Annotated in this window: 14 protein-coding genes; 12 read left to right on the top strand and 2 right to left on the bottom strand. The window is 39.6% G+C overall.

Annotated elements, in window-relative coordinates; all coding sequences use genetic code 11:
* The first annotated feature begins 2 nt into the window (after positions 1-2).
* The 10 genes from PL_RS06400 to rplT all read left to right on the top strand — a co-directional run bounded on the left by PL_RS06400 (position 3) and on the right by rplT (position 9,613).
* Positions 3-785, top strand: a complete 783-nt coding sequence (locus PL_RS06400) for a heme ABC transporter ATP-binding protein (protein ID WP_041886749.1) — start codon at positions 3-5, stop codon at positions 783-785.
* Positions 786-797: 12 nt separating this feature from the next.
* Positions 798-1,829: a hemin-degrading factor gene (locus PL_RS06395; RefSeq protein ID WP_041886751.1), complete on the top strand. Its 1,032-nt coding sequence runs from the start codon at positions 798-800 to the stop codon at positions 1,827-1,829.
* Between the two features lie 183 nt (positions 1,830-2,012).
* Positions 2,013-3,620, top strand: a complete 1,608-nt coding sequence (gene mdlC / locus PL_RS06390) for a benzoylformate decarboxylase (protein ID WP_041886752.1) — start codon at positions 2,013-2,015, stop codon at positions 3,618-3,620.
* A 192-nt stretch (positions 3,621-3,812) separates the two neighbouring features.
* Positions 3,813-4,508, top strand: coding sequence for a ribose-5-phosphate isomerase RpiA (gene rpiA / locus PL_RS06385; RefSeq protein ID WP_235324713.1), 696 nt, complete (start codon positions 3,813-3,815; stop codon positions 4,506-4,508).
* Positions 4,495-5,043 (top strand): GNAT family N-acetyltransferase, encoded by a 549-nt coding sequence (locus tag PL_RS06380; RefSeq protein WP_041886755.1) that lies wholly within the window; start codon positions 4,495-4,497, stop codon positions 5,041-5,043. The genes rpiA and PL_RS06380 overlap by 14 nt, the downstream gene beginning before the upstream one ends.
* A 314-nt stretch (positions 5,044-5,357) precedes the next feature.
* Entirely contained in the window at positions 5,358-6,290 is a 933-nt protein-coding gene (locus PL_RS06375) for a LysR family transcriptional regulator (RefSeq protein ID WP_041887183.1), read from the top strand.
* A 166-nt stretch (positions 6,291-6,456) separates the two neighbouring features.
* The gene (gene thrS, locus PL_RS06370) at positions 6,457-8,382 is read left to right on the top strand and encodes a threonine--tRNA ligase (RefSeq protein ID WP_348621251.1); all 1,926 of its coding nucleotides are present in this window, start codon (positions 6,457-6,459) and stop codon (positions 8,380-8,382) included.
* Positions 8,383-8,395: 13 nt separating this feature from the next.
* Positions 8,396-8,965 (top strand): translation initiation factor IF-3, encoded by a 570-nt coding sequence (gene infC / locus PL_RS06365; protein WP_051759761.1) that lies wholly within the window; start codon positions 8,396-8,398, stop codon positions 8,963-8,965.
* Positions 8,966-8,991: 26 nt separating this feature from the next.
* Positions 8,992-9,192: a 50S ribosomal protein L35 gene (gene rpmI, locus PL_RS06360; protein ID WP_041887185.1), complete on the top strand. Its 201-nt coding sequence runs from the start codon at positions 8,992-8,994 to the stop codon at positions 9,190-9,192.
* Between the two features lie 76 nt (positions 9,193-9,268).
* On the top strand, positions 9,269-9,613 hold the full coding sequence (rplT, locus tag PL_RS06355; RefSeq protein ID WP_041887187.1) for a 50S ribosomal protein L20: 345 nt from the start codon (positions 9,269-9,271) through the stop codon (positions 9,611-9,613).
* Positions 9,614-9,695: 82 nt separating this feature from the next.
* On the opposite strand, the gene PL_RS06350 is transcribed toward rplT, so the two are convergent.
* Both PL_RS06350 and PL_RS06345 read right to left on the bottom strand, forming a co-directional pair.
* On the bottom strand, positions 9,696-10,115 hold the full coding sequence (locus PL_RS06350; RefSeq protein WP_041884222.1) for a hypothetical protein: 420 nt from the start codon (positions 10,113-10,115) through the stop codon (positions 9,696-9,698).
* Positions 10,116-10,170: 55 nt separating this feature from the next.
* A complete protein-coding gene (locus PL_RS06345) occupies positions 10,171-10,947 on the bottom strand; it encodes an XRE family transcriptional regulator (RefSeq protein WP_041884223.1) in 777 nt (258 codons plus the stop codon).
* Between the two features lie 134 nt (positions 10,948-11,081).
* On the opposite strand from PL_RS06345, the gene PL_RS06340 reads away from it, so the two are divergent.
* Together PL_RS06340 and PL_RS06335 are read left to right on the top strand one after the other, a co-directional pair.
* Positions 11,082-11,432 carry a GIY-YIG nuclease family protein gene (locus PL_RS06340; RefSeq protein ID WP_041884225.1) on the top strand — a complete coding sequence of 117 codons (351 nt, stop codon included), beginning with the start codon at positions 11,082-11,084 and terminating at the stop codon, positions 11,430-11,432.
* 68 nt (positions 11,433-11,500) lie between these two features.
* Complete coding sequence (locus PL_RS06335; protein ID WP_082035997.1) at positions 11,501-11,950, top strand: ORF6N domain-containing protein; 450 nt, start codon at positions 11,501-11,503, stop codon at positions 11,948-11,950.
* Positions 11,951-11,977: the final 27 nt, after the last annotated feature.

Raw genomic sequence — 11,977 nt, 5'->3', positions numbered from 1 at the left:
TTATGATTCAGGTAAAAAATATTACTTATAAAATTGGGAAAAAGGAACTGGTCAAAGACTTGAGTTTTGAAGTGAAATCTGGCGAATTATTAGCTGTGCTGGGGGCTAACGGGGCGGGGAAGAGTACACTGATGAAATTGTTGTGCAGGGAAATTTCTCCTGTTTATGGTAATATTCTCTTGCGCGGGCAGGATCTGAAACAGTATAAACTACCTGAACTGGCCAGGCAACGAGCAGTGCTTGCACAGCAAAATACCATTTCCATTTCTTTTATCGTCAGTGAGCTGGTGATGATGGGCAGATATCCTCATTTTGAACATCAGCCGGGTCCACATGACGCAGAAGTCGTAAAAAAAGTCATGGAACAAACCGGGATTACACATCTTTCGGGCAGAGATTATAATACCCTTTCAGGTGGAGAGCAGCAGCGTGTACAGTTATCCCGCATACTGGCTCAGATTTATGATTGTCCGGATGCCTGTTTGTTTCTGGATGAGCCGACCAATGGTCTGGATCTGCTTTATCAGCAGCAGGTTATGGAGCTGGCGCGCAGGCTTGCAGACAGTGGCTACTGTGTAATCTGTATCTTGCATGACATCAATTTTGCCTCTCGTTTTGCAGATCAGATCCTCATGCTGAAAGATGGTCAGAAAGTTGCCCTGGGGACACCTCTGGAAGTAATTAATTGTGAAAATATACATGAAACCTTTAGTATTAACGTTAAGTTAATGGCCTGTGAGGGATATAATTGTCCGCTGGTTATTCCGGCGACTATACAAACATAAAATTTAATAACAATGGAAAAAGTTATAGACTTAAAGAGTCAATGGGAAGTTTTTAAAACAGAAAACCCTAAAATAAGAATCAGAGATGCAGCTAAACAATTAGATACTACAGAGGCCGAATTACTGGCTACCGCTGTTGGTGATACCGTTATCCGGCTGGAAAGCGATTTTCAGGAAATCCTGAAAACGGTGGAGTCCTTAGGTAAAGTAATGGCACTGACCCGTAATGATTATTGTGTGCATGAACGTAAGGGTGTTTATAAAAATGTAACCTTTTCTGGTCCTATGGGACTGGCAGTAAACCCTGATATAGATCTAAGATTGTTTATGATGCAGTGGGCGTCTGCCTTTGCAGTAGATGAAAATGGCAGGAAAAGTTTGCAGTTTTTTGGTAAAGACGGTGCGGCTATTCATAAAATTTACCTCACAGAAACCAGTGAGGTGGAGGCCTATGAGGCACTGGTCAGTAAATTTACCGCTGCCAGTCAAAATGAAGCGCTGGTTATTAATAAAGATAAAAAAGTAGTCACAGAGAAACCAGATGCAGAGATTGATGCTGCGGGTTTTAAAGAAACCTGGCTTACTTTACAGGATACACATGACTTTCATGGCATGTTAAGGAAGTTCGGCGTAACCAGGACACAAGGTTTAAGACTTGCTCCACAGGGGCATGCAGTGACTATCACCAAAGAATCGCTGAAAGCAGTCATAGAAAAAGCGGCTGAAACCGATCTGGAAATCATGGTCTTTACCGGAAGTGCCGGCTGTATACAGATTCATACCGGCCTGGTAAAGAAATTACTGCAAACCGGCCCGTGGTTTAATGTACTGGACCCTGATTTTAATATGCATTTACGTGAAGATGCTATTGATTCAGTATGGCTGGTTAAAAAGCCTACTGCTGATGGTATTGTAACCAGTATTGAAGTATTTGATCAGTCCGGTGAGATCATTGTTCAGTTTTTTGGTAAACGTAAACCAGGTATACCTGAAAATGAGCATTGGAGATTAATGGTTAATGAAATAGCTGTAATCGCTGAATAATACACTCGATTTTTTTTGCTTTAATTGAGTTTGTACCAGGAAGCCCGGCCGTCATGGCCGGGCTTTTCTGTTGGTTTTGATTAGTATTTATAAATTAATGTTTATTAATACTTAAAAGCAACTATGATGCGTTAATATGATGTGGTTATAGACCAGTCATTATTTATCTAAAAAAAATATTTTATGATTACAGTAAAAGAGGCAGTTTTTAATTTGTTACGCAAACATGGTTTAACCACAGTTTTTGGAAATCCGGGTTCTACAGAAATGGCATTTCTTTCAGACTGGCCTTCAGATTTTGAATATATTTCCGGATTGCATGAGGGGAGTGTACTGGCTATGGCAGATGGTTATGCCCGTGCAACACGCAAACCTGCAGTTGTGGTATTGCATACAGCTGCAGGAACAGGTAATGCTATGGGTTCACTGGTTAATGCTTATGCAGCAAAATGTCCGCTGATTATTATAGCTGGCCAGCAGTCCAGATCACTTATTAAAGCCGAACCTATTCTGAGTAATACAAACAGCAGTCAGCTTACTCAACCCTATATTAAGTTCAGTTATGAACCGGCCAGAGCACAGGATGTACCGGACGCTATAGCCCGTGCCATTCATACTGCATCTCTATTGCCGCAGGGACCTGCTTTTATTTCTGTTCCTCAGGATGACTGGGATAAAGAGGTAGATGATTCCCGAAATGCAGAGCTGATCGGAAACCGTAAAGTATCAGGTCGTTTTGCACCTAATCCTGAATCGCTGGAACTGGTTATTAAGCAATTGTCTGAAGCTAAAAATCCTTTGCTGATAGTCGGAGACAGTGTAGATGCAATGGATGCTACTGCGGAGGCTATCACTTTTGCTGAAGCTTATCGTATACCGGTTATGATGGGGCCTATGCCTTCCAGGTGGGCCTTCCCGTCAGATCATAAGTATTTTAGAGGCGTACTCCCGTCTGGTGTGCGTACACTTGCTGAAAAACTGACAGGCTATGACTTTGTTCTTTCTATAGGTACTTCCGTCTTCAGGTATATGGAAGATATTCCTGGTCAGTTTATTCCGGACGGTACTAATTTTACAGCAGTTGTAGATGATCCTGCCGAAGCAGCGAGAGCTAGTTTTGGTCATGCGATCGTTGCTGACCCGGGGATCACTTTGCAGCAGCTGATAGCAAAAATACCTGTTATATCCAGAGCGGAACCCCAGCATACTCAGCCTGTCGCTCCATTGAAAGAAGAGCTTAGTGCTCCTTTTAGTCCAGCTGCTGTTTTTGAAGTTATCCGCAAATCTGTGCCAACGGGAACTGCATTCGTTAATGAATCAACATCCAATGTATTTCCTTTCTGGCAGCACGCTCCTTTAGTAGTGCCGGGTGGTTATTATTTTCCGGGTGCCGGTGGATTAGGTTTTGGACTTTCAGGGGCCGTTGGTGTGCAGATGGCTCATCCGGAAAGACCAGTGGTTGCTGTTATCGGAGATGGTGCAGCACATTATGGTATTACCGGTTTATGGACTGCTGCTCAATATAATGTTCCGGTAACCTGGATAATTATGCGTAACGGAACCTATGGTGCATTGAATAATCTGGAGGGATTAATGCACCTGAAAAATATACCGGGACTTGATCTGCCGCATTTAGAAAGTACAGAGATAGCTAAGGGTTATGGAGTACGTGCTATAAAAGTCAATACTTTAAAAGAGCTTGCAGATGAGCTGCGGAACATCGGTGAAGACCGTTTCAATCGTAAGCCATTATTAATCGAAATACCGGTTACCACTACAAGTCCGTATTAAAAACTATTGCGATCAGTTTATTTCAATAAGCTGTATTTTATAAAAAGACAAAGAAGCTGTATCCTGAACCGGGGTCGGATTTTTTGTCTTTTTATAGATTTGCTCTGTTTAATCTGATTTGCCGCCATCTGTTTTTTTAGCTAATTTTAGCCTGAATTTAACGTCATCAGTTACATTTTAAATCTTTATATCTTGGACAAGCAATCAATTGATAACAGAGATCTTGAAAAACAGATCGCAGCCAGAGAAGCCGTTAAATTTATCCGGCAGAATGATATTGTTGGATTGGGTACCGGATCTACCGCCTTTTTTGCCATTCAGGAAATAGCCCTGTTAGTTAAAAACGGGTTGAAGATCAAAGGCGTGCCTACTTCAGAAAATACGGCAGCACTGGCTGTTTCTCTGGGCATTGAATTATTACCGTTGGAAGAAGTCAAAGGCATTGATATCACTATTGACGGGGCTGATGAATTTGATGAACAGTTGAACCTGGTTAAAGGTGGTGGTGGTGCATTATTCAGAGAAAAGATTGTAGCCTCGCTAACTAAAAATGAAATTATCATTGCAGACTCCGGAAAGCTGGTTAAACAGCTGGGTAAATTTAAAGTTCCGGTTGAAGTAGTACCTCTTGCGTTAAATTATGTATTGCAGCAACTGGCTGAGTTAAATGGTAAAGGGGAGGTCAGGATGAAAGATAATGCCCGTTTTATTACCGATAATCATAATATTATTGTCGATGCTGATTTTGGACTCATCACTGATGCAACCGGATTAGCCGAAAGTCTGAACAGGATAGAAGGTGTTCTTGCGCATGGTCTGTTTGTACAGCTCGCTTCTAAAGTAATTATGGGGAAAGGAACCCAAACTATTATATATGCTAAAAATTAACTTTGATCCTTTTCCTGTACTGGAATCGGAACGTTTAGTCTTAAGAGAAGTTGTGCCGGCTGACGTGGAAGAAGTATTTGCGATGAGATCTGATGCAGAGATAATGAAATATATTCCAAGACCGCTGGTTAAAAATACGGAAGATGCACTGGAATATATTAGTACCACGGACAAATCCAGGAAAGAAAACACATTGATCAACTGGGGGATTTCATTTAAAAATGAACCTAAACTGCTTGGGATGATCTGTCTGATCAGAATGCAGCCCGAGAATTACAGATCAGAAGTCGGTTATATCCTGCATCCTGATGCTCAGGGAAAGGGAATAATCAATGAAGCACTAGGAGCATTGATTGATTATTCGTTTAACGTATTGAAATTTCATTCGCTTGAAGCTGTAATTGATCCGGATAATCATGCTTCTGAAAAAGTATTGCTCAGACGAAACTTTGTTAAGGAAGGACATTTTAAAGAAAACTGCTTTTACGAAGGCAAGTTCCTGGATTCAGTTATTTATTCCCTGATTAAACCCTAAATAATTTCAAAATCAGACAATTACAGGCGGAGATATTACTCCGCCCGGCTTTGCGTGCCTTGCTATCTGATAGGAGTAAACTATACGGCTGTTATTGTACATGACAGGAATTTAAGTTACGGATAGGTAAGAGATCGGAGTTGGTATAGGGTTGGTATACCCCAGGGGTATACCAACCCTATACCAACTCCGATGACTAACAGTTCTCAGACTTGCCCGTAAAAGGCCTTGTCTGTTCAGCATTCAGTCTGAACTGATTATATTACTTTATAATTATGATGTATATCTTGTTTTTGTATTATATTTGTAATACTATGGTTAATCTCGAGTGGTACAGAACTTTTAAGGCTATTTATGAAACAGGTACGCTTACAGGAGCAGCAGAAGCTCTTTTTGTCTCTCAGCCAGGTGTGAGTTTACATTTAAGTTCATTGGAATCTTATGTAGGATATAAACTTTTTGACAGAACATCCAGGAAAATGGTTCCTACTGAGCGTGGTAAGGTCATGTATAATTTTGTACTGGAACCTTTGCTTAAACTTGAAGAAGCAGAGAAACATTTTCACAGAAGTACGGAAAAAGAAAAGCCTACATTGAGTCTGGGTATGTGTTTTGAGACTTTTCAGCTGATGCTTGAGCCTTATTTATCAGGTCTGTCATTTAATGTCATTGTGAAATTCGGAGATTATCCGCAGATGCTGAATGATCTGGATAACGGGATTCTGGATATGGTTATTACCCCTCATATGGAGAGCACAATGAAAAATATTGCTTATAAAGCTTATTCAAAAGAGAGAATAGTGCTTGTGGCAGGATCAAAAAATAATACGGCAGATTTTGAGCTGATGCGTAAGGACGGAAACCTGAAAGGGATGCAGGAGTGGCTGAAACATCAGATCTGGTATGGTACTTCTGGTGATATGGAACATCTGATGAAATTCTGGCATCTTAATTTTAATAAAAGACTGGATTTTAAACCTAATTATATCGTTCCCAATATGAGCTCTATTGTAAGATGTATCAGGGGAATGGAGGGATTTGCAGTATTACCTGACTTTTTATGCCGGAATGAAGTGCTTAACGGAAGCGTGAAAGTAGTTTGGGAGGGGACCCGGGTTATGGAAAATACACTTCACTTCGCCATGCGGAAAAAAACGATATATGCTGCAGAAATAAAAATAATCCAGGATATTTTTGAGAAAGAAATGGTTCCGCTGGATCAGGAAAGTGCTACGCTGGTTTCCTGATTATCGTGAGCAATCATAAAAGAATTAAATAGGAAGGGACATTTGCCTCATTTTTTAATTTATTTCCCTGAATGCAGCATAAAAACTTACCTTTGTATCCGGAAATCACCTTGTAAGTGATTGGATACCAAAATTCATTAAATTCACATATAAATCATAGTTGTAGATGATTAACATTACACTCCCGGATGGCTCAGTACGTCCGTATGAAAAAGGAACAAGTGCCCACCAGATTGCATTATCAATATCTGAAGGTCTTGCCCGTAACGTTTTAGCAGCCGAAGTTAACGGCGAGGTCTGGGATTCTTCCCGGCCAATTGAAAAAGATTCAGCAGTTAAATTATTAACCTGGAATGATACAGCGGGTAAAGCGACCTTCTGGCACTCTTCTGCGCATATCATGGCCGAAGCGCTGGAAGCTTTATATCCTGGTACTAAATTCGGTATTGGTCCTGCTATTGAAACAGGTTTCTATTATGATGTTGACTTTGGCGATCAGGAATTCTCTTCAGATCACTTTAAAGCGATAGAAACGAAATTCATGGAACTGGCCAAACAAAAAGAAGTTTTTGTGCGGGAGGATGTCTCTAAAGCAGATGCAATTAAATATTTTACTGAAAAGGATGATGAATATAAGTTAGATCTTATCCAGGGACTTGAAGATGGTAAAATTACTTTTTACAAACAAGGTGCTTTTACTGATTTATGCCGTGGGCCACATCTTCCGAATACAGGATTTATCAAAGCTGTAAAGCTGATGAACGTTGCCGGTGCTTACTGGAGAGGTGATGAAACCAAAAAACAATTAACCCGTATTTATGGGGTTACTTTCCCTAAAGCCAGTGAACTGACAGAATATCTGTTGATGATTGAAGAGGCTAAAAGACGTGACCACAGAAAACTCGGAAAAGAGCTTGAGCTTTTTGCTTTCTCTGAAAAAGTAGGAATGGGACTGCCGTTGTGGTTGCCTAAAGGAACTGCTTTGCGTGAGCGTTTAGTTAACTTTTTAACTAAAGCACAGGCTAAATCAGGCTACGAACAGGTAATTACACCTCATATCGGTCATAAAAATCTGTATGTGACTTCGGGTCACTGGGATAAATATGGTGCAGATTCTTTTCAGGGTATAAAAACACCTCAGGAAGGGGAGGAGTTCATGTTAAAACCAATGAACTGCCCTCATCACTGTGAGATCTATAAAGTTAAACCAAGATCCTATAAAGATCTTCCATTACGTTTAGCTGAATTCGGTACAGTTTACCGTTATGAGCAAAGCGGGGAGTTACATGGTTTAACAAGGGTTAGGGGCTTTACTCAGGATGATGCGCATTTATTCTGTCGTCCGGATCAGGTGAAAGAGGAATTCATGAAAGTGATTGACCTGGTACTGTATGTCTTTAAATCCCTGGGATTTGAAAATTATACTGCCCAGATTTCCTTAAGAGATCCGGAAAACAAGACCAAATATATCGGTACTGATGAAAACTGGAAACTTGCTGAAGATGCGATTACAGAAGCAGCTGCAGAAAAAGGTTTAAATACAGTAACTGAGTATGGCGAGGCTGCGTTTTATGGTCCGAAACTGGATTTCATGGTGAAAGATGCACTGGGTAGAAAATGGCAGTTGGGAACTATACAGGTAGATTATAATTTACCTGAGAGATTTGAACTGGAATATACCGGCAGTGATAACCTGAAACACAGACCGGTTATGATACACCGTGCTCCATTCGGTTCTCTGGAACGTTTTATAGCAGTTTTGATTGAACATTGTGCCGGAAATTTCCCATTATGGCTTTCTCCTGAACAATTTATAATCCTTCCAATTTCAGAAAAGTATGAAGATTATGCTAAAAAAGTTTCAGATGAACTAAATAATTCCGATATTCGCGGTTTGATTGACTTTCGTGATGAGAAAATCGGAAGAAAAATCAGGGACGCTGAGGTGAAAAAAATCCCTTATATGCTGATTATCGGTGAAAAAGAGATGGCAGAAGGCAAGGTATCAGTAAGAAAGCACGGAGAAGGAGATTTAGGTGAAATGAGCATCCAGGCGTTCAGTGAATTATTAATTAAAGAAATAACAGTTTAAATAGTATATAAATTTGGCATTAGGCAGACCAGGATTTAACAGGGGACCACGTCCTCCTTTTAAGAAAAAAGAAGCAGAACATAATATTAATCAGTTTATCAGAGCCCAGGAGGTTAGATTAGCTGGCGATAATGTTGAACCGGGGATTTATCCTTTGGCAAAAGCTTTAGCCCTTGCCGATGAACTGGAGTTGGACCTGGTAGAAATATCACCAAATGCAGTTCCACCGGTTTGTAGAATAATCGATTACAGCAAGTTTGTTTACGAACAAAAGAAAAAGCAGAAAGAGATTAAGGCTAATGCAAAACAAACCATTATTAAGGAGATCCGTTTCGGACCTAATACTAATGATCATGATTTTCAGTTTAAACTGAAACATGCAGTTAGTTTCCTTGAAAATGGAGAGAAAGTAAGAGCTTATGTACATTTCAAAGGTAGAGCGATCGTTTACAAAGAGCAGGGAGAGATCTTATTGCTTAAGTTCGCACAGGCTTTGGAAGATATAGGAAAAGTTGAGCTTTTACCTAAATTAGAGGGTAAACGTATGTTTTTAACGCTTGCTCCAAAAGTTGCAAAAAAATAAATAAATTACATAAATAAGAACAGGTTATGCCAAAAATGAAAACCAATTCCAGTGCTAAAAAGCGTTTTTCGCTTACTGGAACAGGTAAAATCGCTAGAAAAAACGCATACAAAAGTCACATTTTAACAAAAATGTCTACTAAACGTAAGCGTAATTTGGGTCACACCTCAATGGTGTCAGCTGCTGATATGGGCAACGTTAAGCGTATGCTTGCTATCGGTAAATAATAATTTTTTTTAACCAGGTACCCGGTAGTAAGTTTGCTGAAATACGCAACACCGTTTATCAAAAAACAACAAAACTATGCCACGTTCGGTAAACGCAGTAGCTTCGAGAAGAAGACGGAAAAAAGTCCTTAATATGGCCAAAGGCTATTGGGGATCAAGAAGTAAAGTATTCACTGTTGCCAAAAACACGGTTGAAAAAGGTTTGCAATATGCATACCGTGACCGTAAAGTTAAGAAAAGAGAATTCCGCGGTTTGTGGATTCAACGTATTAACGCTGGTGCTCGTCAGTACGGAATTTCTTACTCTCAGTTCATTGGTAAATTAGCAGCTAAAAATGTTGGTTTAAACCGTAAGGTTTTAGCTGATTTAGCTATGAATCATCCAGAAGCTTTCAAAGCAGTAATTGATACAGTTAAATAGAAATATATAACATCAAAAAAAAAGGGAGCAATTTTGCTCCCTTTTTTTTTGATTAAGATTTCGGAGGCCGGGGCCTCCTTTATTATTCCTGTATTTTATCAGACGGTTTAGGTCCTTTGTTATTATCTTTTCTGTCTTGTGCTTTAGTTTTTCTTGCTGCACGTAAATCTGCAAGTTTTTTCTTTTGATCAGCAGTTAGTACCTGATCGATTTTAGCATCAGTTTCTTTTTTAGAAGCTATATGCTGATCTTTTTGTGCTTTCCTGTCTGCGTGGCTTTGTTTATGCCATGCTTCTGTTTGTTTGTACTTATCCAGCTCTACTGCATAGATCTTTTGTTTCTGATCTGCAGTCAGTGTCAGTTCCTTTTCCAGTTTAGCAGTACTCTTCTCTGCTTTTTGTTCTGCGGTCATTTTTTGTTTAACGGCAGTCTGTGTAGTTTGAGCATAAGCGGAAGTGAATCCGATTGCAGCTATGGCTAATGTTAAAACGATTCTTTTCATTTGTATGTTGTTTTTAAACATAGAGTACAAAAAACAGAAAGGGTTTAAAAGCGCTTTAGTTTTTGTTCATCTGAGAAAGTGATTTCTGCATCTGAGACATCATATTAGTCAGGGTCTCCATAGTGGGTTCCGGCGTGGCATCAGGCAGTGAAGAGCTGATATAAGCCTTTGCTTTCCAGATTTCAAGTATATCTTCGGCAGGAACCTGGTAAGGGTCATACAGCTTGTTATCCGAGATCAGTTTCAATTCCTTATTTTCTTTAAAACGGTTTCCTGCACGTTTATAAACCACACCTTCGTTTTTGCTGACAATTACATAGGTTTCCCCTGTTTTCACGTCATTCCAGTTATCCATGTATTCACCGATAATTATACTTCCCGGCTGAATAGGCAGCATAGAATCTCCTACAATTTCAAAAGCTCTGAAAGTTCCGTGTTTTAAAGCGGGGAGGGGCAGCTGGAATTTAGGCAGATCCTTAATGTATTCCGGGTCAGCGAAACCATTCAGATAACCCGCGCTGGCTTTTACCGGAACCATTTCGATATTCTCATTGTCACTCTGATCAACTGAAATACTAAGTATTCTTAAATTCGAACCCTGGCTTTTTAGTTTAGGTTTCCAGTTATCATTGATGATCTCGTTAATGAATTCATCCATGGTTAATTCATAGTGTTCTGCTATTTTTTTTAGCAAATCATATTTCGGTTCTGCGCGGTCTTCTTCATAAGCTCCCACCAGTGATCTTTTAATTCCCATCAAATCAGCAAATTGCTGTTGTGTATGGCCTTTTTTCTTTCTGAGGTATTTGAGGTTTATGGAAATATTCGACATAAAATAAAAGATTAGAAATAATTTGTTTTTACTAAAATAGTTAGTATTATTGTACCAATAAAGTTAGTAATATTTATTCGTGCTGCAAATATATATACTAATTTAATTAGTGGTAAAAATTTAAACTACAAGCAATGAGAAAATTTGTCTACATCGTGACCGATAGAAACCGTACCAGTTTACATGTTGGAATGAGCGCTGATTTAATTAAGACGCTTGATTTTTATAAGCAAATGCCAAGTCTGTTTTTTGACAGCGGGCAGCAACTTACCCGATTGGTTTATTTTGAAGAGTTCAAAACAGAAGCGCAGGCGCTTAGCCGTTTTAAGCTGATCAGCCGATTTACCAGAATGCAGAAGGAACGGTTGGTCCGCTCCTGTAATCCGGATTGGGTTGATCTGACTATAGGTCTTGATTTTGAGCATATCACGATGAGCAGACCTTTATCCACGCAGGTGAGAATACCACTGGGCATTATGTCTTAACTCATCATACCCCTGGCCATAGGGATAAAAATCTGTAGGTATTTTGAAACAGAAATTTGTTAATCAATATGGAGAATAACACAATGCAGGAGGATAGGGTAACCGATGAAATGATTATGAATCATATCTATGTGCTCAGAGGGCAAAAGGTCATGATTGATACTGATCTGGCCAGGCTATATGAATTTGATAGCAGCAGGATCAGGAATATACTTAAAAAGCATGCTGATCGTTTCCCGGATGACTTTATGTTTAAACTGAATGGTGAAGATGAGCTTTCGTTAATTCATCAGGATAGTACTGTAAAGCGAAATCCCAGGGTAAAAGCTACTCCGGTTGCCTTTACAGAACAGGGCCTGTTTATGTTATCAGGAATGCTTCATAGTAAACAGGCCATCATCATCAATATCAGAATTATACGGATTTTTAGTCTGATCAGACAGATACTTCCGGATTTTCCTGAGCTGTACAGAGAAATGGAAACGTTTAAAAATAAGCTGTTAGGCTCAGATACGTAAAAAGGTCAGCAAGAAGAATTTCCGGCT

Source organism: Pedobacter lusitanus, from assembly GCF_040026395.1.
GTDB lineage: Bacteria > Bacteroidota > Bacteroidia > Sphingobacteriales > Sphingobacteriaceae > Pedobacter > Pedobacter lusitanus.
The sequence above is the reverse complement of the archived record's forward strand: the minus strand, read 5'-3'. Positions and strand labels throughout refer to the sequence as shown.